General features: G+C 66.4%; 20 protein-coding genes. 6 read left to right on the top strand and 14 right to left on the bottom strand.

Annotation, left to right across the window (positions count from 1 at the left end; all coding sequences use genetic code 11):
- Positions 1–181: 181 nt before the first annotated feature.
- The 8 genes from CUJ89_RS20150 to CUJ89_RS20115 form a co-directional block, all read right to left on the bottom strand.
- A complete protein-coding gene (locus tag CUJ89_RS20150) occupies positions 182–1,606 on the bottom strand; it encodes an MmgE/PrpD family protein (protein ID WP_114179247.1) in 1,425 nt (474 codons plus the stop codon).
- A gap of 59 nt (positions 1,607–1,665) precedes the next feature.
- Positions 1,666–2,994 carry an MFS transporter gene (locus CUJ89_RS20145; protein ID WP_201752377.1) on the bottom strand — a complete coding sequence of 443 codons (1,329 nt, stop codon included), beginning with the start codon at positions 2,992–2,994 and terminating at the stop codon, positions 1,666–1,668.
- A gap of 58 nt (positions 2,995–3,052) precedes the next feature.
- Positions 3,053–4,462 (bottom strand): MmgE/PrpD family protein, encoded by a 1,410-nt coding sequence (locus CUJ89_RS20140; RefSeq protein WP_114179245.1) that lies wholly within the window; start codon positions 4,460–4,462, stop codon positions 3,053–3,055.
- Between the two features lie 32 nt (positions 4,463–4,494).
- On the bottom strand, positions 4,495–5,565 hold the full coding sequence (locus CUJ89_RS20135; RefSeq protein WP_114179244.1) for a zinc-dependent alcohol dehydrogenase family protein: 1,071 nt from the start codon (positions 5,563–5,565) through the stop codon (positions 4,495–4,497).
- Between the two features lie 47 nt (positions 5,566–5,612).
- Positions 5,613–7,076, bottom strand: coding sequence for an aldehyde dehydrogenase family protein (locus CUJ89_RS20130; protein ID WP_114179243.1), 1,464 nt, complete (start codon positions 7,074–7,076; stop codon positions 5,613–5,615).
- Between the two features lie 51 nt (positions 7,077–7,127).
- Positions 7,128–8,618, bottom strand: a complete 1,491-nt coding sequence (locus CUJ89_RS20125) for an aldehyde dehydrogenase family protein (RefSeq protein ID WP_114179242.1) — start codon at positions 8,616–8,618, stop codon at positions 7,128–7,130.
- A 28-nt stretch (positions 8,619–8,646) separates the two neighbouring features.
- A complete protein-coding gene (locus CUJ89_RS20120; RefSeq protein WP_114179241.1) occupies positions 8,647–9,537 on the bottom strand; it encodes an SMP-30/gluconolactonase/LRE family protein in 891 nt (296 codons plus the stop codon).
- Positions 9,538–9,598: 61 nt separating this feature from the next.
- Positions 9,599–10,411: an enoyl-CoA hydratase/isomerase family protein gene (locus CUJ89_RS20115; protein ID WP_114179240.1), complete on the bottom strand. Its 813-nt coding sequence runs from the start codon at positions 10,409–10,411 to the stop codon at positions 9,599–9,601.
- Between the two features lie 318 nt (positions 10,412–10,729).
- On the opposite strand from CUJ89_RS20115, the gene CUJ89_RS20110 reads away from it, so the two are divergent.
- Genes CUJ89_RS20110 through CUJ89_RS20100 form a run of 3 tightly spaced genes read left to right on the top strand, consistent with a single transcriptional unit; the run spans position 10,730 to position 13,200 of the window.
- Entirely contained in the window at positions 10,730–12,169 is a 1,440-nt protein-coding gene (locus CUJ89_RS20110) for an MmgE/PrpD family protein (RefSeq protein ID WP_114179239.1), read from the top strand.
- Between the two features lie 35 nt (positions 12,170–12,204).
- Positions 12,205–12,333 carry an aldehyde dehydrogenase family protein gene (locus CUJ89_RS20105; RefSeq protein WP_415859054.1) on the top strand — a complete coding sequence of 43 codons (129 nt, stop codon included), beginning with the start codon at positions 12,205–12,207 and terminating at the stop codon, positions 12,331–12,333.
- 48 nt (positions 12,334–12,381) lie between these two features.
- The gene (locus CUJ89_RS20100; RefSeq protein ID WP_114179238.1) at positions 12,382–13,200 is read left to right on the top strand and encodes an SDR family NAD(P)-dependent oxidoreductase; all 819 of its coding nucleotides are present in this window, start codon (positions 12,382–12,384) and stop codon (positions 13,198–13,200) included.
- On the opposite strand, the gene CUJ89_RS37785 is transcribed toward CUJ89_RS20100, so the two are convergent.
- The gene (locus CUJ89_RS37785) at positions 13,125–13,790 is read right to left on the bottom strand and encodes a hypothetical protein (RefSeq protein WP_152036646.1); all 666 of its coding nucleotides are present in this window, start codon (positions 13,788–13,790) and stop codon (positions 13,125–13,127) included. The genes CUJ89_RS20100 and CUJ89_RS37785 overlap by 76 nt on opposite strands.
- 185 nt (positions 13,791–13,975) lie before the next feature.
- Here CUJ89_RS37785 and CUJ89_RS20095 point away from each other — a divergent pair, with 185 nt between their 5' ends.
- Positions 13,976–15,085, top strand: a complete 1,110-nt coding sequence (locus tag CUJ89_RS20095) for a porin (protein ID WP_114179237.1) — start codon at positions 13,976–13,978, stop codon at positions 15,083–15,085.
- A 289-nt stretch (positions 15,086–15,374) separates the two neighbouring features.
- Positions 15,375–16,277, top strand: a complete 903-nt coding sequence (locus tag CUJ89_RS20090; protein ID WP_114179236.1) for an alpha/beta fold hydrolase — start codon at positions 15,375–15,377, stop codon at positions 16,275–16,277.
- 61 nt (positions 16,278–16,338) lie between these two features.
- Here the strand turns inward: CUJ89_RS20090 and CUJ89_RS20085 are convergent, their stop codons facing one another.
- The gene (locus CUJ89_RS20085; protein ID WP_114181464.1) at positions 16,339–16,962 is read right to left on the bottom strand and encodes a TetR/AcrR family transcriptional regulator; all 624 of its coding nucleotides are present in this window, start codon (positions 16,960–16,962) and stop codon (positions 16,339–16,341) included.
- 277 nt (positions 16,963–17,239) lie between these two features.
- Positions 17,240–17,518: a hypothetical protein gene (locus CUJ89_RS38315; RefSeq protein WP_201752429.1), complete on the bottom strand. Its 279-nt coding sequence runs from the start codon at positions 17,516–17,518 to the stop codon at positions 17,240–17,242.
- On the opposite strand from CUJ89_RS38315, the gene CUJ89_RS20075 reads away from it, so the two are divergent.
- Positions 17,509–18,420, top strand: coding sequence for an alpha/beta fold hydrolase (locus CUJ89_RS20075; protein WP_114179234.1), 912 nt, complete (start codon positions 17,509–17,511; stop codon positions 18,418–18,420). The two genes, CUJ89_RS38315 and CUJ89_RS20075, sit on opposite strands and share 10 nt — an antisense overlap.
- Positions 18,421–18,471: 51 nt before the next feature.
- Here CUJ89_RS20075 and CUJ89_RS20070 read toward each other — a convergent pair whose 3' ends face one another.
- The 3 genes from CUJ89_RS20070 to CUJ89_RS20060 form a co-directional block, all read right to left on the bottom strand.
- Positions 18,472–18,885 (bottom strand): YybH family protein, encoded by a 414-nt coding sequence (locus tag CUJ89_RS20070; protein ID WP_114179233.1) that lies wholly within the window; start codon positions 18,883–18,885, stop codon positions 18,472–18,474.
- 118 nt (positions 18,886–19,003) lie between these two features.
- Complete coding sequence (locus tag CUJ89_RS20065; protein WP_236655039.1) at positions 19,004–19,723, bottom strand: nitroreductase; 720 nt, start codon at positions 19,721–19,723, stop codon at positions 19,004–19,006.
- A 120-nt stretch (positions 19,724–19,843) separates the two neighbouring features.
- Entirely contained in the window at positions 19,844–20,632 is a 789-nt protein-coding gene (locus CUJ89_RS20060) for an IclR family transcriptional regulator (protein WP_114179232.1), read from the bottom strand.
- Positions 20,633–20,637 lie beyond the last annotated feature (5 nt).

Genomic DNA, 20,637 nt, shown 5'->3' with positions numbered 1-20,637 from the left:
CGATCCGCGACCGGCTCGGGTTGGGCCCGTGACGGCGGCGAACGGCGGACGGCGAAGTATCGATGGCCCGGTATCCGAAGGCCGTTAAAAAAGATGGGCGGTGTCCGCTAACCGGACACCGCCCATTGTCTTGACAGGCAGCCGTCCGGAGCACGTACGGCCCCGGACAATTGCCGCACGCTCAGCGTTCGATGGCCCACATGCCGGTCAGCTCGGCGGCCTTCATCGCCGGGTTCAGCTCGCGCAGCGCGGCCAGCAGCGTCCGGGCCCGTTCAGCGCCCAGCACATCCGTGGTCAGCTCCATGAACTTCGCGTCCTGCTCGTGCTCCGGCATCGGATTCGTATCGGTGCCGATCGGGTCGCCGACGAACACATGCTCGCTGCGGCCGTCCTTGAACGTGACCGTCACGTCGGCCACGAACTTGCCGGGATACTGCTTTTCCAGCGCGGGTTCCTCTGTAATGCGGATGCTGCGCGCGATGTCGATGACGGGCGCCATGTCCACCTTGCCGGCCAGGTAGTCGCGATGAACCAGGTAGCCGTTGCCCTTGCCCAGCAGCGTGAAGGCGGCCTGGATCGGCAGGCTGAACTGCACGTGCTCGATATTCTTCGGCTCGTACGCATTGGTGTTGGCCGTGCCCACGACGACGTTGAAGTGCGGCGTGATCTTCAGGTGGATGTCGGCGATGTCGTCGCGGCGCGCCGCGAACGGCCGCAGCGCGTCGATGTATGCGTGCGTGCAGTAGCACGCGCAGTAGGCCTTCAGCCATACCGTGCCGATCTCGAACGGCCGGTCCACGACGAAGCACCGTTCGGCGGCCTCGCCGGCCGGGCGTTGCAGGAAGGTGCGGAAGAAGCCCTTGTTGCCGCTCAGGAACGCGCGCGGGCCGGTGATGCCGGCGTGGGCCATGTCGGCCGCCGCCATCCCGTTGCGCGTGCCGATGCCCGCATGGATGCGCTTGATGGAGCCACCGGTGGACGTGTACTCGGTCGTGCCCGAGACATGGCTCAGCGCGATCGCCAGCGCGTGCAGCGTCGTCTCGGCATCGAACCCGCGCAGCTTGGCCGCCACGGCCGCCGCACCGAAATTGGACAGCGTGCCGTGCGGGTGATAACCGCGCTGCAGCAGATCGGGCGCGGCCAGCATGCCGATGCGCGCGTAGACCTCATAGCCGGTCACCATCGCGACGATGATCTCTTCGAGCGACGAACCCAGTTCCTCGCCGATCGCGAGCGCCGCCGGAATCACGCAGCTGCCGGGGTGGCTGTAGCTGGGGCCGTGGGCGTCGTCATACTCGAAGCCGTGCCCGTACGAGCCGTTGACGAAGGCGGCATCCGCCGCGCTCATGGTCAGCGCCGATGCGCTCACGCGGCTTCGGCCCGGGCGTTGCTGGGCCGTCGCGTACGCGAGCAGTTGCTCGGACCACGGCAGTTTCGAGATGCCGACCTGCAACGCGATCTGGTCGCGCATCAACCGGTTGATGCCGGCATGCGCGTGGGCGTCGAGATCCTCGTATTTCAGTTCCTGGATGAAGCGCACCACCGCTTGCTCCAGCGGCGGGCAGTTGTCCGGCGCAACGGGCCGGGTCTCGCGGGTGACGGTCATGGCAGTCTCCTTGATGATCAAAAGATGAATGGCCCGGCACGCGCCCGGGCCACGTCGATTCATGCGTGGCGATAGGTGCGGCGCTGCCGCCCCACCGACAGCGCGATGCCTGCGGCAAGCAATGCGACGACCGCCATCAGCATCAGCGCCGCCGTGTAGCTGCCGGTCCGTTCCTTGGTCACGCCGAGCAGGTACGGCCCGGCGAAGCCGCCCAGGTTGCCGACCGCGCCGATCCACGCGATGCTGGCCGCGGCGGCCGCCCCTGACAGCAGATCGGTGTTGATCGCCCAGAACGCGGGCAGCGCGCCGAACACGCCGAAGGCCAGCAGGCAGAAGCAGGCAAGCTTGAGCACCGGCGCATCGATCAGGCCGGCCGCCACCAGCGAAGCGGCGGCGATCAGCGCCGGAATCGCGATGTTCCAGCGCCGCTCTCCCGTCCGGTCGGAGCGACGCGCCCAGAACACCAGGCTCGCCGAGCCGATCACGTAAGGGATCGCCGTGACGAAGCCGGTCTGCACGTTGGTCAGGCCGAAGGATTTGACGATCTGCGGCAGGAAAAAGCCGATGCCGTAGATCGTCAGGAAAAAACCGAACGCCATGGCCGCCAGCATCCACACGCGCCGGTCGCTGAACACCCGCGCCACCGTGATGTCGTGCTCGTCGCGGCGCCGGTTGTCTTCGCTCGTCATGCGCGCGGTCAGCCATTCGCATTCGTCCGCCTGCAGCCAGTGCGCGTCGCGGGGCGAACCCTTCAGGTATCGCAGCGTAACGAAGCCCAGCACGACGGCCGGCGCGGCCTCGATCAGGAACATCCACTGCCAGCCCTGCAGTCCGGCCAGGCCGTCGAGCCCGTGAAGCCCCAGCAGCATGCCCGAGATCGGCGAGCCGATCACGGACGACAGCGGCGCGGCCACCAGCAGATAGCCCATCACGCGCGCGCGGTAGGCCGACGGAAACCACAGCGTGACGCAGTACGCGACACCGGGGAAGAAGCCCGCCTCGGCGAGGCCCAGCAGCAAGCGCACGGCATAGAAGCTCCACGGGCCGACCACGAAAGCCGTCGCGCCCGAGATCAGCCCCCAGGTAATCAGGATGCGGGCGATCCAGATACGGGCGCCCACGCGCACCAGCAGCAGGTTGGACGGCACCTCGAACAGGAAATAGAGCAGAAAGAACAACCCCGAGCCCAGGCCGTACTGCGCGGGCGTGAGGCCGATGGCGTCGTTCATCTGCAGGCTGGCGAAACCGACATTGACCCGGTCCAGGAACGAGATGAAGTAGCACAACATGAAAAACGGGACCAGCCGCCGAAATACCTTGCCCATCGTGACCTGCTCGAGCGAATGCATGGGGTCTCCTGAAACGTTTTTATGCTGCCGGGCGATCACCGCGATCTTCCCGGCACAAGCTTCCAGCTTCCAGCTTCCGGCTTCATCCGGGTATCGATCAGGTCCCAGATGGAACGAGCGGATCGAGCAGCACCTTGGTGACGTCGTCCACTTCGTCGAGGTGCAGGATCTCGTGGATCATCGTGTCGATGGTCTGCCCGGGCAGATCGATCGCGGCATACGGCACGCAGAGCCTGAACTTGGCGATGAAGTCCTCTTCCGTGAACGGGTTGCGGGGATGGCCCTTCACGTAGATGCATTCCTTCGTCAGCTCGCGCCCGTCGCGCAGCTTCACGGCGAGCCGCGCGCCCCAGTCGGACACGTCGGGGTTTTCCTCGGCGGTGATGCGCGTCATCAGCTCGCGCACCTCGGGCCGGTTGCGCGCTTCCGCGCTGTACGACTCGAGGAACACCTTGTCGTCGAACGCGGCGATGGCCACCACGTACGGCAGGCTGAACTGGCACTCCGGCACCGTGACGGGATGCCACTTCTTCTCCTGCGGCTCGCATACCGCGCGCCAGCTCGGCGTGGACGTCGCGATGTGGATGCTCGCGATATCGGCCGCGCCGAACCCGTGTTCCTTCATCAGCGCGCGGATGGCGTCGATCGACGAATGCGAGAAATAGCAGGCGCTATAGCCCTTGGTGATGATGTTCTCCATCTCCCAGTGCTCGCCCAGTTCGTGCAGGATGAAGTCGGGATCGGTCTCCCAGCGCGCCGTGCTCAGGTAGCCCTTGGGCCCGAGCAGCACCTCGTCGCGCGGGCCGGTAATGCCGCGCTGCGCCAGCTGGCAGCAGGTGATCGCGGCCTGGCTCACCAGCCCGTGATGCATGCGCACCATCAACGTGGCCGGCGAATAAATGCCCATGGTGTTCGGTTGCGTCATGGTCCGCGCGATGCCCTGCGCGTTTTCCAGTTGTTCCTGGGTCAGCCCGAGCAGCTTGCCCACCGCGGCCACCGCACCGAAGATGTAGTGGCCGCCGCATTCGTGGTGCTTGATCGCGCGGTTGATGACCTTGTACGCCGTGCCGAGCCGCACCAGGATTTCCTGCCCCACCGCCAGCGCCGCCAGGAATTCCTTGCCCGACACCTTGCCGCACAAACCGGTGGCCGCCAGCAGCGTCGGCACCACGTATTCGGTCACGTGGCCCGCTTCTTCGTGCAGATCGCCGCAATCCATCGCGCGCGGCATCGGGCCCATGACCAGCGCCGCCTCGTGGGCGGGTACGCGGCCGCCATAGAACGGCAGCGGCGTCTGCGGATTGCCGCCGCGCTCCTTCACGAGCGACACGATCGCAGGGATGCCCTCCATCGCCGAGCCGCCGATGGTGACGCCCATCGCGTCGAGCAAGGTCTGTCGGGCATGGCGCACCACGTCGGCCGGCAGGTCGGCGTACTGCGTCTGCAGTGTCATGCGGCACAGGGTGGCCATCGGATCTTCGTTCCCCTGCCGGGCAAATCTCACCATGCTGTCTTCTCCTTTTTGCGGGCTGGCCGCGGTCAGAACAGAAACACGCCCTTGCCGCCCGCCTGCGCGTCGAACAGCCGGTAAGCCTCGTCGGCCTGCTCCAGCTTCCAGTGGTCGGTGAAGAGCTTGTCGACGTCCACGCCGTGCTTCGCGACGAAGTGGATGCAGTCCTTCATCCCGACTTCCGAAAACGTGTAGGACCCGATGATGGTGCGCTGCTTGCCGATCACGTCCTTCATGCCGTCGACGTTGAGGTTGCCGCCCACGGCCACCAGCGCGATGCGGCCCCACGGGCGCGTACAGCGCACGGCCTGCTGCCTGGGCACGTCGCCGCCCGCGCAATCCATCGCACAGGTCACGCCGAGGCCGCCGGTGAGCTTGAGGATCTCCTCGATCGGATCCTGCTGGCTGCCGTCGATGACGTGGGTCGCGCCGAATTCCTTCGCGCGCGCGACGCGGTCGGCCGCGATGTCGACGGCGATGACTTCCACACCCATCGCCGCGGCCAGTTGCACGGCCGATAGGCCGACCGGGCCCAGGCCGAACACGGCAAGCGTGTCGCGCGCGCTGATGTCGAGACGCACGAGCGCGCCCCAGGCCGTCCCCGTGCCGCAGGAAATGGCGGCGCCGGTGGCGAACGACACTTCGTCGGGCAGATGGACCAGCGACGTCACCGGCACCTTCATGTAGTGCGCGTGGCCGCCGTGCTTGATCACCCCGTGGATATCCGCGCCGTGGCTGCACATCTGCGTCCAGCCGGTACGGCAGTGGTCGCAGTGCATGCAGCCTTCGTAGTGGAACACCGCCACGCGGTCACCGACCTTGAACGCGCGCGGATCGACGCCCGCGCCGACCGCGACGATCTGTCCGCACGGCTCATGACCGCCGATGATCGGCGTGTCCTCCGACATGCCGCGCGACGCCAGGTCCTTGAAGCCCAGCGACCGGATCACGTCGGCCGGCTTGTTGCGATAGAAGTGCAGGTCGCTGCCGCACATGCCCGATGCCTTCATCTCGATGACGGCATCGCCGGGGCCGGGCGTCGGGTCCTCGAAATCCAGGATCTCCAGCGTTCGTTCGCCTCTGAAAACTACGCCTTTCATGTCTTGTCTCTCCTGCCTGCAGGCCGATGGGATCGAGCGTTATCGGCTCAGCCCAGATTGATATAGGTGGCCTTCGGGTACAGGAAGCTCTCGACGTGCTCTTTCCCGCTCTTCCATCCATAGCCGCTCATCTTCGTGCCGCCGAAGCCCACGGCCGGATCGATCACGCCGTAGCAGTTGACCCAGACGGTGCCCGAGCGAATGCCCTGCGAGACCTTGTGCGCGGTCGAAAGGCTGCTCGTCCACACGCCGCCGGCCAGGCCGTAGGGCGTGTCGTTCGCGAGCTGCAGCGCCTCCTCCATGGTGTCGAACGGGATCACCGACGCGACGGGGCCGAATATTTCCTCGCGGGCGATGGTCATGTCGTTGCGGACGTCGGCAAATACCGTGGGCTCGACGAAGAATCCGCCGGCCGGGGCGCCGCCCGGGCGCTGGCCGCCGTGCACGAGCCGGGCCTCGTTGCCGCCGACGTCCACGTAATGCATCACGCGATCGAGCTGGCGCCGCGAGATCAGCGGGCCGATCTGGGTATCGGGATCACGGCCGTCGCCGATCCGGAGGGTGCCGGCGAACGCGGCCATGCGCTGCACGAATTCGTCGTGGATCGCGCGCTGCACGAAGATGCGTGTGCCGGCCACGCAGACCTGGCCGGTGTTGGTAAACACGCCCATCGCCGCGCCGGGCACGGCCTTGTCGAGGTCGGCATCGGCGAACACGATGTCGGGCGACTTGCCGCCGAGTTCGAGCTGCAGCCGCTTCAGGTTGCCGGCCGACGCGCGCACGATGGCCTGCGCGGTGCCCACCGAGCCCGTGAAGGCCACGCGATCCACGTCCGGGTGCTCGGCCAGCGCCTGGCCCACGTCCTTGCCGTAGCCGGTCACGACGTTGATCACGCCCTCGGGCACGCCGGCTTCCATCATCAGTTCGGACACGCGCAGCGACGACAGCGACGCATCCTCGGCCGGCTTCAGCACGGCCGTGCAGCCCGTGGCCAGCGCGGGGCCGTAGATCCACCACATTCCCATCAGCGGGCCGTTCCACGGGATGATGCCGCCGACCACGCCCACCGGCATCAACTGCTTGAACGCCGTGAAGCCGGGGGCGATCGACATCGGCGGCGTTTCCACCGCGCCGGCGCCGGTTTGCGACGCGTAGAACTGCAGCAGCTGCGACAGCCATTCCTTGTAGCCGCGCGTGCGCGCGAGCGGCGCGCCCATGTCGAGCGTCTCGATCAGCGCGAGCTCGTCGAAATGGTCGAGGATCACGTCGTGCACGCGCAGCAGCAGCTTGCGCCGCTCATGCGGCGTAAAGCGGCTCCACGGCCCCTCGAACGCACGGCGCGCGGCCGCCACGGCGCGGCCCACGTCCTGCGCGTTGCCCTGCGCGATATGGCACAACACCTCGCCGGTGGCGGGATTGACGGCCTCGATGTGTTCGCCGCCCGCGGGCTCGACCCACTGCCCGCCAATCAGCAGTTTCTTGTTGCCACGCACGAAGTCCGGAATGCCCATGCTCACGGGTGTCTCCTTGGATTTTGTTCTGGATGTTCTGGATGACGAACGTTACATACGGAGCATGATCGACTTGGTCTGCGTGTAGGCCTCGATCGATTCCTGGCCGAATTCGCGCCCCCAGCCCGATTGCTTGTATCCGCCGAACGCCATGGCCGGGTCGGATTCGCCGAAGGTGTTGATCCACAGCCGCCCGGCCTTGAGTGCGCGCACCACCTTGTGCGCCCGCGCGACATCGCGCGTCCACACCGCGGCGGAAAGACCGTAGGAGGTGTCGTTGGCCTGCAGCACCGCATCGTCCTCGTCCTTGAACGGGATCATCGACAGCACCGGGCCGAAGATCTCTTCCTGCGCGATCCGCATGCCGTTGCGCACGTTGTCGAACACCGTCGGCTCCACGAAGTAGCCGGCGCCGCTCCACGGCTGGCCGCCCAGCCGCAACGTGGCGCCGCCCTCCTGACCCACGCCGATGTATGACCTGACGCGCTCGCGCTGCGTCGCTGAAATGAGCGGACCGATCTTCGTATCGGCCGCGAACGGGTCGCCCGCCTTCCAGGTCGCGGCGATCTGCGCGACGCGCTCCGCCACCTGCTCGTGGATGCTTTCCTGCACGAACAGCCGCGTGCCGGCCGAGCACACCTGGCCCGAGTTGCCGCAGAAGGTCTTCACGGCGGTCTGCACGGCCTTTTCGATGTCGGCGTCGGCGAACACCACGTTGGGCGCCTTGCCGCCGAGTTCCAGCGTCACCTTCTTGAGGTTCCCCGTAGCGTCGCGCGCGATCTGCTTGCCGACGGCCGTCGAGCCCGTGAACGCGATCTTGTCCACGCCCGGGTGCTGGGCCAGCGCCGCGCCCGCCGTCGCGCCGAACCCCGGCAGCACATTGATCACGCCCGGCGGCAGGTCCGTTTCCTGGATCAGCTCCGCGAGGCGAATCGAAGTCAGGCAGGCCAGCTCGGCAGGCTTGAGGATCACCGTATTGCCGCAGCACAGCGCGTTGGCGAACTTGATCGCGGCCATCAGGATCGGGACGTTCCACGGGATGATCTGGCCGCAGACGCCGAGCGGCTCCCGCAGCGTATAGATCAGCGTGCTGCCGTCCGACGGAATCGTGGTGCCCAGCACCTTGGAGCACCAGCCCGCGTAGTAACGGACGATGTCCACCGTGGCGGTCACCGCGCCCTGCGCGAACCACAGCGGCATGCCGTTGTCGAGCGATTCGATCGCGGCCAGCTCGTCGATATGGGCCTCGATCTTGTCCGCGATCTTCAGCAGCGCGCGCGTGCGGGCGTGCGGCGACAACGCGGACCACGACGGCGCGTCGAACGCCTTGCGCGCCGCGATCACGGCGGCGTCCACGTCGGCGCTGTCGGCCTCGGCGACCCGGCAAAGCAGCTGTTCGGTCGCGGGGTTGATCGTCTCGAACGTCTTGCCCGATGCCGCGTCGACCCATCGCCCGCCGATCAGCAGGCGCTTCGTGCCCTGCTCGATCCATGCAAGCGCTTTCGCACGCGCGGCTTGCGCGGTGTCGGTTACAGTCGTCATGCGACCTCCATGTGAGTGATGTTGTGCGTCAGGCCAGCGGAACGTCGACGCGTGTCGACAGCACCGCGCTCAGCGGATTGGCGCGTCGCACCTCCGGATTGAAATCGGCGGGCGTGACGCACATGAACAGCGTGCGTCCGTCCTCGCCGCCCAGCGCGCATGCATAGCAGTTGCGGTCGCCGGTCTGGATCTCCTCGAGAATCCTGCCGCCGGCCGCCACGCGCAACGCACGCGTCTTCGTGAAATCGGCGACCCAGATCGCGCCCTCGGCGTCGACCTGCGAGATGCCGTCCGGCGCCACCACGATCTCGGCCATCGACCGGATCACGTCCTCGTCCTGCGGCACCGGGCCGAACTTCGCCCAGTCGCGGCGCGCGGAGAGCGAGCCGTCCGGCTGGATGTCGAACGCCGACATGCGGTTGCCCCAGGATTCGGACACCACCAGCGTGCTCCCGTCGATGATCGTCGCGCCGTTCGCGAAGTGCAGCGGCTCGCTCACCATCGTGACCGTGCCGTCCGGGTCGACGCGGGCCAACCGTCCCGGACGACGCGGCGCGAGCTTCATCACGTCGAAGCCGAGGTTGCCGACCCAGACGCGGCCTTGCGCATCCACCACCATGTCGTTGGGTTCGAATTCCAGGTGCGGTGACAAGTCGGCGTGACGCACCACCGAGCCGTCGTGCTCGCGCCTCAACAGCGCGCGGTCGTGCATCGACACGGCGATCAGGCGCCCGTCGGGCAGCCAGCCGATGCCGGACGGGCATTGGGGAACGTGCATCTCCTCGCAAAGGTTGCTGCCGTCCTCGCGGATCGAGTACACGCATTCGGTATACAGATCGCTGAACCAGAAGCGTCCGTCGTGCCAGCGCGCCGCTTCGGTATGCGTCATGCCGTCGAGAAGCAGGGTGAGCCGTCTCATTTTACCTCTCGTTAGTTAGGTTGAAATAACCGGCCCGATCGAGGTGCGTGCGCTCGACCGGTCACGACTGCGGCAGCCGGGCCGACGGAAAATCGGCCTGGCGCTTGCCGCGCAATGCAGCGACCCCTTCCTTGACGTCCGCGCCCAGGAAACACAGCATCTCCAGCGCGAGCGAGTTGTCGAACACCGGCCCCGCCACGCGCATCCAGTTGTTGAGTGATTTCTTGGTCGCGCGGATCGCGGTCTGGCTGCCGCGCGCCAGATTGGCGGCAATCGCCAGCGACCGGGCGAGCACTTCGGCGCGCGGCGCGCAGAAGCTGACCAGGCCGATTCGTTCGGCCTCCTTGCCATCGACGAAATCCGCCGTCATCAGGTAATACTTGGCCTTGGCCATCCCGCACAGCAGCGGCCAGACGATGGCGGCGTGATCGCCCGCCGATACGCCGAGGCGCGCATGCCCGTCGGTCAGCTTCGCGTCCTCGGCCATCACGCTCACGTCCGCCAGCAGTGCGACGACGAGGCCCGCGCCCACGGCCGTGCCGTTGATGGCGGAGATGATCGGCTTGTCGCACGCGAGCATGTTGTAGACGATGTCGGACGCCTCCTTCATCACGCGCAGCGTGGCCTCCTGGCTGCCCGCCATTTCCTCGACAACGGCGAGATCGCCGCCGGCCGAGAACGCGCGATCGCCGGCGCCGGTCACGACGACCACCTTGACGCCCGGGTCGTCGCCGATCACGCCCCAGACCTTGGTCAACTCCCAGTGCATCCGGTTGTTCGTGGCGTTCATGACCTCCGGACGATTGAGCGTGACAAGCAGGACGCCGTCCGGCTGGCGATCGAACAGGAGGAACTCGAAGTCTTCGTATTTCATGCGTGGCCCAGGGATTTTTGGCGCGGCGGGTGGCGTGTGTCGCGCCCGTCGATGAAGTGAACCTGCGTCGGTTCATGGCACCGGGAAAAGCGCAAGCGACCGGCGAGGCTTCATTCAATCTAACTAACAGTTGTTATTCTATTTTGCTTGCAGGGATTTCCCATCAGGGAATCCCCGCATGCGGCGAGTCGCAACCGTGCGTTCCGGCGCGGGCTTTTCGAAGGGCGGAACGCTTCGCACGCAAACATTGCGCGCGACGGCATCAGGGCCAAACCTGACAGCATTCGTATAACGACATTCGAACGAGGAGCGAGACACGTGAGCCACCCCACCCTCATCCAGCAACTGGCCGATTTCTCGGCTGGCGTCGACATCGATCGCTTGCCCGACATCGTCGTGCAGGAATGCAAGCGCGACATACTCGATTCCCTCGGCGTTGCGCTGGCGGGTATCGATCATCCCAGGGGCCGTATCGGCGTCGAAATGGGCCGCCGCATTGGCGGCAGCGCCGGCGATGCGACCATCATCGGCACGGGCGAGCGTTCGACCGCGTACGGCGCCGCGTTCGCCAACAGCGAACTGCTCAACGCGCTGGACGCCGACTCGGTGCTGCTGCCGGGCCACGTGAGCCCGTACGTGCTGCCCGGCGCCTTTGCCACGGCCGAGACGCACCGGCGCTCGGGCAAGGACCTGATCGCCGCCGTGGCCGTCTCGCACGAGATGTCCTACCGCTTCGGCGCCGCGATGAGCGGCTACCGCGACACCAAGGACGGCAAGTCCGCCAACCCCGCATCGGTGGTGGGCTACAGCAGCACCGTGTTCGGCGCCACCGCATCCGCGGGCAAGCTCAAGCGCCTGTCGGCGGCCCAGCTGGCCAACGCGCTGGGCCTGGCCGCCGCGTCGGCGCCCGTGAATGCCCAGCGCGCGTGGTTCGCGCACGCCCCCACCGCCACCATCAAGTACCAGCTGGCCGGCGGCCTGACCAACATCGCGCTCACGGCCGCCGACCTGGGCGAACTCGGCCATCGCGGCGATTTGCGCATCCTCGATGACGAGGTCAACGGCTACGCGAGCTTCATCGGCACCGACCGCTGGATGCCCGAGGCCATCACCGGCGGCCTGGGCGACGAGTGGCGCTTCCCCGGCTTCCAGATGTTCAAGCCCTATCCGCACTGTCGCGTCATGCACGCACCGCTCGACCTGCTGATCGACATCGTGACCCGGAACGACCTGAAGCCCGACGAGATCGACAGCATCACCTCGTTCGGCGAAGGCTGGGCCTATGTGTTGCCCTGCTTCACCAACCGGGAAATCCTGGAGGTGCACGACGCGCAGTTCTGTTTCTCGCACGGGCTGGCGGTCGCGGCCCATCGCATTGCGCCCGGCCCCCGGTGGCAGGACCCTGCCGTCGTGTTCGATCCGTCCGTGATGGCGCTGATGAACCGGGTCTCGCTGGAAACCCACCCGACCTATTTTCAATCGGTCTCGGCAGACATCTCCAGTCGCCCATCGCGCGTGGAAGTGCGCGCGCGCGGCCAGGTCTTCGCCGGGGAAAAGCTGTTCCCCAAAGGCACGCCGTCGGCGGACCCCGCGACCTACATGACCACGGACGAGCTGGTGAGCAAGTTCCGCGCGTTCGTCGACGGCATACTGCCGGCAGCCACCATCGATCGCGTGGTCGACAGCGTGCTGAACCTCGAACAGGTGGAGGACTTCGGCACTGTGATCCGCCAGTTCGCGCGGTCGTCCGGCCAATAAGCGCAAACAGCGAGCAGCACGACGCCGAGCGCGCGTTGCGCTCCGATTTCTCTATCGGCTTCGGCGGCTTCAAACAATCGGGGGTGGGCCGCGAAGGCGGCGTGGGCGGCCTCGAAGCCTTTCTCGAATCCAGGACCGTGGTACTGGACCAGCCGGCCGACTGAGCGCCGGCGCACGAATAACTGATCACATTCCATCTGGAGGAGCAACCGATGAACACCGAATCCAACCACGCAGCGCCGCACGACTGGATGATCCATTCGCGCATCAAGGGGCTGGTCGCGCTGGTAGTCGGCGCAGGCAGCGGCATGGGCGAGGCCAGCGCGAAAACCTTCGCGGCAAACGGCGGCGCCGTTGCCGTTGCCGACCTGAACGCCGGCAACGCCGAACGCGTCGCCAGCGAAATCACGCGACACGGCGGCCATGCGATCTCGCTCGGCCTCGATGTGTCGAAACAATCGGACATCGACGCAGCCATCGCCAGCACGGTCGAGCGCTTCGGCCGGCTCGACGTCGTGATCAACACGGCCGCGCTGGTCCGTTCCGGAATGCTCGAAAACGTGCCGATCGACGAATGGCGCAGCGGCTTCCAGGTCAACGTGGACGGTGCGTTGATGCTCGCGCGCAGCGCGCTGCCGCACCTGAAGCAGAGCCCGCATGCGGCGATCGTGAACACGGCCTCGCTGGCGGGCGTGCACGGCTATTCGCAGGGCGGCGCCTATGGGCCGAGCAAGGCGGCGCTCATCACACTCAGCCGGCAGATGGCGCACGAGTGGGCGGCATACGGCGTGCGCGTGAATGTCGTGTTGCCGGGCGTCATCGACACGCCGATGGCGCGCGGCTCGGTGCCGCAGGACATCCTCGACCAGCTCGCGACCATGCTGCCAATGAGCCGCGTGGGCCAGCCAGGCGAAGTCGCCGACCTGATCGTGTACCTCGCGTCGCCCGCCGCCGGCTACATCACGGCCCAGTCGATCGCATGCGACGGCGGCATGTCGCACATGATGTTCGCGAAACCGATGGGCAAGTAAACGCCCTTCACGAACCGTGCGCCGCTTGCGACGAGGGTCCGCCCGGATCCTCGTCGCAAGCGCTCGCCCGTACCGCTCGCCCGTACCGCTCGCCCGTACCGCTCGCCCATACCGCTCGCCCGTACCGCTCGACGCGAACGATCGGGCAGCGGGCATCGTTCGTTCGATATCCGGCAAGCAGGCCGCGCATCGCGGCAGATCGTTTCGCACCTTCCGCTTGCCATCCCCCACGACATGCTCCCCGACAGCGCGGATCCGCACGCGCGTCCAGTCTTCCATGCGACCGCGAACGGCATGAATTCGACCGCGATGCCTGCGATGAAATATTCGGCAACAGGCAGGCGACCGGATTCCCGGCTCGCGATCTGCCCGCGGCCGATCCGCCTGAAAAATTCGTTCCACCGGGCAAAACGCCATTCAGCACGCACATCCCGTCGATATCGCGTAAATGCGCCCGCCATTGCCTGCATTGACGCGCATCGACGCAATTTATTACGCATAACAGACAATATCTCAAGCATCGCGATCAATTGAATGGATTGAAGTACGGAACGCTGAAATTCAGTCAATCGATCAGCGCTGACAAGCACGAATTCGCCTCGGGTTATACCCAATGGAGATTCAATTCCGCGCGCTTCAATCTACCGAACGTTAGATTGTTTTCGAGCAGAAATCCGATCGGCGCCGGATCGGAAAGCGTCACGCATCTCGCCGCAGAACCAAAGCAGTCCAGCATGACCCGTTCCTTAACTTCTCCATAAATTCGGATACCGAAATGAATGTAAGCCGATCACCAGGGTTGGGCACGAAGAAGACGATACTCGCGCTTGGCATCGCGCTGCTGCCCGTATGGTCATGGGCACAAAGCAGCGTCACGCTTTACGGCACGCTGGACGTCGGCGTCCTGTTCACCAACAAGACACTCAATTCCACGACCGGCGCAAACGGCGGCAAGCAATTCAGCCTCATCAACGGCGGACTGGAGCCGTCAAATTTCGGCCTGCTCGGGCAGGAAGACCTGGGCGGCGGGCTGAAGGCGAGCTTCAAGCTGGAAAGCGGCGTCAGCGTCGTCAACGGCGGGTTCGACAACAGCAACGGCAATTTCTTCGGCCGGCAGGCATGGCTGGCCCTCGACGGCAACTTCGGTCAACTGAAGGCCGGCGTGCAGTACTCGCCGTTCGTGCTGGCGATCTACGAGGCCGATCCGCGCAACGCCGGCCAGTTCGGCACGGCGTTCTCCGTGTATGCCGACCACACGTTCGTGGGCACCTTCAATCCGAATGCGATCACTTATACGAGCCCGAAGTTCGCCGGGTTTTCCACGAGCATGATGTATGCGTTCGGCGGGATCGCGGGCGACTATCGGGCGGGGCAGCAGTATTCGGTCAGCGCCCGCTACGAGTTTCGCGGGCTGGTCGTGAATGCCGCGATGTACGACTCGACTTCGGGAAAAGGCACGGCCGCACTGACGACCTTCCAGCAGCCGTTCTCGGGGCGCATGATCGGGTTCGGCTACAACTTCGGCCCGGTCACGGTCAAAGGCTCGTTCACCAGCTTCAAGGTTCCGACGACGGTCGCCGGCGGCGTCCTGAACGGCGGCGGCAACAATGTGTGGAATATCGGGTTCGATTACTACCCGCTTCCGCAGTTCGATATCAACGCGGGCGCGTGGTACATCCGCGATCCGCACGACTCGGACAATCACACGCTCCTCGGTGCGCTGACGACGCGCTATTTCCTGTCGAAGGCGACCTCCCTGTATGTGCAGGTCGGCGCGGTGAACAACCACGGCCGGGAAAAATTCGGGCTGTCGATCGACAATGCGCTGTTCGGCGTGCCGGGCACGACGGTCGGCGCGATCGTCGGCATCAACAAGCGGTTCTAGTTGTCTCCGGCGGGGGCGCAATGCGGCGCGCTCCCGCTCTTTTCCATCGACCGTCGCATGGCCGGCGCGGCCGTGTCCCATTCGGTCGGAGTACGGAACATCCGGCCCGCCGCCATTGACTCGATTGCAAACCGCCGCGAACGTATGCGGGTACGTGTCGATTTCTGTTCGGCATGCATGGCATGTCGGCAGCGCAGCGCCGAAAGCCGATCGGACGACGATCACGGATGGCGGGTGCCCTGGCTGCGGCTCGGCGACGAGCGGCCCCGCAACGCGAATGCCAGCGGATATGAAGAATGTGACGACCACGGGAACGCGTGCGACCGGCACGGAACACACATGGAAGAGCGCCGACGGGATCCGGCTCGCGGGCCGTTCGTGGGGCGACCCCGACAGCGCGCCGGTCGTCCTGCTGCACGGCAGCGGGCAGACGCGCCATGCGTGGAGCGGCATGGGCCGCTCGCTCGGCGCGGCGGGCTTTTATGCCGTCGCCTTCGACGCGCGCGGCCATGGGGATTCGGACTGGTCGCCGACCGGCAACTATAGCCAGGGAGCGATGATCCGCGACCTCGAGCGCGTCGCCACCATGTTCGATGGCCGGCGGCCGATACTCGTCGGTGCAGGCCTGGGCGGCGGGACGAGCCTGCTCGCCGTCGGCGAAGGCTATCTCGACGCCGCAGCGCTCGTGCTCGTCAACATCGCGCCGTACGTCGAACCGGCGGGTGTCTCGCGCCTGCAGTCGTTCATGCGGCAGCCGCCGGACGGTTTCGGATCGCCGGACGAGGCGGCCGACGCGATCCGCAGCTATCGCTCGCATCCGGCGCATGTGCTCACGCAGGAAAGCCTGACCCGCAGCCTGCGCTACGACGACGGGAAATATCACTGGCATTGGGATCCGCATTTTCTCGCATGGCCGCGAGACCTGACGCGCCGTCATGCGCGCTTTGCGGCCAGCGCACGCCGCTTGAAGGTGCCGACGCTGCTGGTACGCGGGGAAGATTCGGAGATCGTCAGCAAGGCAGGCGCGCGCGAGTTCCTGAGCCTGTGCCCGCACGCGGAATATGCGGACGTACGGGATGCCGGCCACATGGTCGCGGGGGAACACAACGACCTGTTCGGCCATACCGTGCTTCGCTTTCTCGAGCAGCGAATCCCGCGCGACGCGGCCCTGCGGCATCGCGCGGTTGCCTGATCCGGTTGGTCGCGCCGTGCCGCGCGCGCGGCCGGCCGGCCGACCGACCGGCGGCCTGGTGTCAGGACGATGCGACCAGTTCCGCCTTGCGACTGCCACGCCGGGTTTTCGCCGTGGGCTTCGCGCCTGCCGCGGGTTTCACGCCTTCGAAGAACATCGTGCTGAGCTGGTCCGCGACCTTGTCCAGCGCGCCCTTCTTCGGGTCGAACCAGGTCTGGACGGAATTGATGCAACCGAGGACGAACACGCGGCAGAGCGCGATGTCGACGTCCTCGCGCAGCAACCCTTCGGTGCGCAAGTCGTCGAACACCGCGGTCCACAGCTGCTGATGCCGCGCGCGCCGCTTGATCTGGCGCTCCCGCACCTTGTCCGGCAGCTGGGTCAGCAGCCGGCCGTGCGCCAGCGCGTAGTCGCCGAACTTGATCAGCGCGCTCATCTGCCCGACCAGCGCCGCCTTGAAGCGCGCCTCGGCCGTCGCATCGGGCGGCAGCGCGTCGAAATGCTCCTTGATGTGCTGCACGATGCTGTCCGCGCCGTGCTCCATCACGACGTCGACCAGTTCTTCCTTCGACGAGAAGTGATAGTAGATGCTGGCCGCCTCGATCCCGGCCTGGTCCGCGATGGAGCGCATCGTCGTCGCGGCATAGCCCTGCGTCGCAAAAGAGCGCGCGGCAAGCCGCAGCAGGGTTTCCCGGGTATCCGCGCTGGGATTTACATTTCGCTTTCGCACGTTCGTGTATCAGCTGTCCGCTGTTATCAAGATGAAGTGAAGAAATCCGAATGCCGCATGAGCGGCGCTCGCGCCACGCGGCGTGGCGCAGGACGCCGCGCGAGTGATCGTCCCGTTGCCGTCCGGTTCGCCGATGGCGGCCGGCGGCATGCTCCGTCTCCCCGGGTACTGCCTGATCCTCTCGAATGCCGCCATGCGGCACAAAACTAATGTTTGACAGGGTAGCGTATTTTCATGGCGCGATCCAGCCAGCCAAAACACGGCCGGCCAGCTCGCCGCCCGTGGCTCGCCGGCCGCGGGATTGCCTGAATCTCTCGTCCACGGATCGACATCGCGAAGCCACCCGCAGGATGCCCTTGAAGCACGCATCGTCCGCATGATCACTGTACGGAACGCCGGGGCCGCCCGCGTTGACACGCGTGCGCCCAGCGGCGAAGTTTGAAGTTGCGGCGGACCACACGATCGATCCGCCCTCCTCCGTCAGCCAATCATCGCCCAGCCATGCCTCCATCCACCCATTCCGTCGAACGCGCCCCGACAAAACCGGGCAGCCGGCTTCCCGGCACACCCGAACCCATGCACCTGTGGCGCACCACAGACGGCGTGCGGCTCGCCGGCGACACGTGGGGGCACCGGGACGCCCCGCTCGTGGTGCTGCTCCATGGCGGCGGCCAGACACGTCATGCGTGGGGCGGCACGGGTGCAATGCTGGGCAGCGCCGGATACTTCGCCGTCGCCTACGACGCACGCGGGCACGGGGACTCGGACTGGAGCCCCGACGGCGACTACAGCCAGGATGCGTTCGTCAGGGATTTGCGCCACGTCGTCGACGCGCTGGGCGGGCATCGCCCGGTGCTCATCGGCGCATCGCTGGGCGGCGGCACCGGCCTCGTCGCGATCGGCGAACGCCGGATCGATGCACGCGCGCTGATCCTGGTCGACATCGTGCCGTACACCGAGCCGGCCGGCGTCGCGCGCATCAGGACGTTCATGCAGCAGAACCCCGACGGATTCGGCTCGCTCGACGAGGTCGCCGACGCGATCGGCCGCTATCGCTCGAGCCGGGCGCGTCCGGGCAATCACGCCGGCCTGTCGAAGAATGTCCGGCTCGGCGACGACGGCCGCTACCACTGGCATTGGGACCCGCGGTTCCTCTCGGGGACGATCGACCCGCTCACCCGTCATGCGCGCTTCTCGGCCTGCGCGCGCAACCTCGCACTCCCGACGCTGCTGGTGCGCGGCGGCAGTTCCGACGTGGTCAGCGAGGCGGGCGTTCGCGAATTTCTCGAACTCTGTCCGCACGCGGAATATGTGAATGTCGCCGCGGCGGGGCACATGGTCGCCGGTGATCGCAACGACGTGTTCGGCAAGGCTGCCGAGCAGTTTCTCGCGCGCCACGTCGATCCGGCGTAACCGCGGCACTCGGGCGCTCGAACGCCCGCGCATGCGGATCGGTCAGCCGGCTCAGATCGGCGGCGTCTCCGGCGAAGTCGAGAAATGATGCTGGCGGATCTTCCATTCGCCCTGTTGCAACGCGATCACGAGCGTCGTGCGCAAGCGCGAGCGGGATGTGTTGCCGTCACCGAGCAGGAAAGCGAATTCACCGTAGCCCTGGGCGAGAAAGCAGTCGTCGCCGAACCGGATGAAGTGCTGCTCCACCAGCTCCAGCGTGGCCGACCGGATCACGCCGTCGTACGACGCGAAGTACGCGCGAATCGCGTCGTGCCCGGCCGAGTGGCCCGGCCGGCCGCCAAAGAACAGCGCATTCGCCGTGTATACGCCGGTCAGCGCGTCGGGATTCCAGTCGCGCGCCGCCGCGTTCCATGCGGCTTGCACGATCGCCAGCGCGGGGCCGAGCGCGTCGCTCGTTCCAACCATGGTGTCTTCTCCTTTGTGGGGCGCCGGAAAGCGCCGTTGCCGGTTGCGTTGCGCGTGATGCCTCCCATCCGTCACCGCCGCGCATCCACACGACGAACGTTAAGGATAACTGCACGAATCAAACCACCTGCATCACGTCCGCCGTCGCCACGCGCGTGGAACGGAACCGGTTCGCCGGATGCGCGCTGTCGGCGTAACCAAACCCGATGCCGCAGACGAAGTTCCGCTCGTCGCCAATGCCGAAATAACGCCGAATGAAACGGGCATGATGGGCAAGCGCCGCCTGTGGCGTCGTCGACACGCCGTGCGCACGCGCCGCCAGCAGGAACGACGCGACGAACGCGCCGCAGTCGAGCGCCGCGTACGGCCCCAGCTCGGCCGGTATCGTCAGCAACGCGACATGCGGTGCACCGAACAACCGGAAATTCTCGGCAACCTGCCGCTCGCGCGCGACCCGGTCGCTGCGCTCGATGCCCAGCGCCGCATAGAGTGCATATCCGACCTCCCTGCGCCGCTCGCCGTACACACCGCGATATTCGTCCGGGAACGGCAGGTCGGAGTCGATCCCGGGATGCTGCGCGGCATGGGCGACGAGCGCGTCGCGGAAGCACTCGGTCGTGTCGCGAGACGTCACGATCGCGTGCCACGGCTGCACGTTGCACCACGACGCGGCGCGTTTCGCGATGTCGACGATGCGCTCGATCACGTCCGTCGGGACGGCATCCGGCAGATACGCACGGCAGGTGAAACGCTCGGATGAAAGACGCGCGATCGTTTCCACGTCGGCCATCGACCGGACGTCGGAGCCCACGCTCTTCCCCTCGGCTTGCGCTTGCATGAAATGCCTCCATTCGCCGGCACCTGACGGCGCCGGCTGCATCACACCATAACTACCATTAGTTAGCCTGCCGTGCGCCGCTGCGGCATCACGCTGCCCGTCAGGAGGGCTACCCGAACATCAAGGCTCGCAATCGACGTCGCTCAGGATAAAAGACAGCGTCTCCGCCGCCACCTTCAATTCGGGCATCACACGCTGGCGGATCGCCGCCATGTCCGGCTCCAGTTCCACCGCCCCGCAATTCAGCGCCATCAGCGTGCGGGTCCGGCCGACCACGATCGGCAAGGCAATGCCATAGGCGTTGCGCTGATATTCGCCGACCGACATGCACACGCCCGACTGCTTCAGATCCTCGAACGCCGCATCGAGGTTCTCGCGAACCGTGCCCGCGTCGTCTCCCGCCGCCTCGAGCAACTCGGCCATCAACGGCGCGCGCATCAAATCCGGCAGCCCGTACAGATACGCACGCCCGACCGCGGTCGTCGCCATCGGCAGCAGCGAACCGACGCCCAGGCGCAGCGTCGCGATCCTGGCGCTCGCCCGCCACGCGATGTACACCATGTCGAGCCGATGCGGGACCGCCAGTGCGACCGACAGGTTCAACTTGTCGGCCAGCTTCTGCATCACGGGCGTGACGAGGCGCGTGACGGGATTCGCTTCCAGATACGCATGACCGATGCTCAATGCGCCGGCGCTGAGTTCGAACTGGCGCCCGCCGCCTACCCTGCGCAGGTAGCCGATCGAGATCAGGGTCGTCGTCAGGCGCGATACCGTGGCCTTCGGCAGCCCGGTGCGCCGCACCAGTTCCGCGTTGGACAACGGCGCGCGGGCCGCACGAAACGCGTGGAGCACCTCGAGCCCGCGTTCGACGGTCAGCGTCACGCCCTGTTGCTTGTCGGTCCTGTTCATGTGTG

Origin of the sequence: Burkholderia pyrrocinia (genome assembly GCF_003330765.1) — a bacterium.
Lineage (GTDB): Bacteria > Pseudomonadota > Gammaproteobacteria > Burkholderiales > Burkholderiaceae > Burkholderia > Burkholderia pyrrocinia_B.
This window is presented reverse-complemented; position numbering and strand designations above follow the sequence as displayed.

Bases quoted from the DNA above. Each gene is read 5' to 3' on its own strand.
- CUJ89_RS20150 (WP_114179247.1), bottom strand. From the start codon at position 1,606: ATGACCGTCACCCGCGAGACCCGGCCCGTTGCGCCGGACAACTGCCCG.
- CUJ89_RS20140 (WP_114179245.1), bottom strand. From the start codon at position 4,462: ATGGTGAGATTTGCCCGGCAGGGGAACGAAGATCCGATGGCCACCCTG.
- CUJ89_RS20135 (WP_114179244.1), bottom strand. From the start codon at position 5,565: ATGAAAGGCGTAGTTTTCAGAGGCGAACGAACGCTGGAGATCCTGGAT.
- CUJ89_RS20130 (WP_114179243.1), bottom strand. From the start codon at position 7,076: ATGGGCATTCCGGACTTCGTGCGTGGCAACAAGAAACTGCTGATTGGC.
- CUJ89_RS20125 (WP_114179242.1), bottom strand. From the start codon at position 8,618: ATGACGACTGTAACCGACACCGCGCAAGCCGCGCGTGCGAAAGCGCTT.
- CUJ89_RS20120 (WP_114179241.1), bottom strand. From the start codon at position 9,537: ATGAGACGGCTCACCCTGCTTCTCGACGGCATGACGCATACCGAAGCG.
- CUJ89_RS20115 (WP_114179240.1), bottom strand. From the start codon at position 10,411: ATGAAATACGAAGACTTCGAGTTCCTCCTGTTCGATCGCCAGCCGGAC.
- CUJ89_RS20100 (WP_114179238.1), top strand. From the start codon at position 12,382: ATGAACACCGAATCCAACCACGCAGCGCCGCACGACTGGATGATCCAT.
- CUJ89_RS20095 (WP_114179237.1), top strand. From the start codon at position 13,976: ATGAATGTAAGCCGATCACCAGGGTTGGGCACGAAGAAGACGATACTC.
- CUJ89_RS20090 (WP_114179236.1), top strand. From the start codon at position 15,375: ATGAAGAATGTGACGACCACGGGAACGCGTGCGACCGGCACGGAACAC.
- CUJ89_RS20075 (WP_114179234.1), top strand. From the start codon at position 17,509: ATGCCTCCATCCACCCATTCCGTCGAACGCGCCCCGACAAAACCGGGC.
- CUJ89_RS38315 (WP_201752429.1), bottom strand. From the start codon at position 17,518: ATGGAGGCATGGCTGGGCGATGATTGGCTGACGGAGGAGGGCGGATCG.
- CUJ89_RS20070 (WP_114179233.1), bottom strand. From the start codon at position 18,885: ATGGTTGGAACGAGCGACGCGCTCGGCCCCGCGCTGGCGATCGTGCAA.
- CUJ89_RS20065 (WP_236655039.1), bottom strand. From the start codon at position 19,723: ATGCAAGCGCAAGCCGAGGGGAAGAGCGTGGGCTCCGACGTCCGGTCG.
- CUJ89_RS20060 (WP_114179232.1), bottom strand. From the start codon at position 20,632: ATGAACAGGACCGACAAGCAACAGGGCGTGACGCTGACCGTCGAACGC.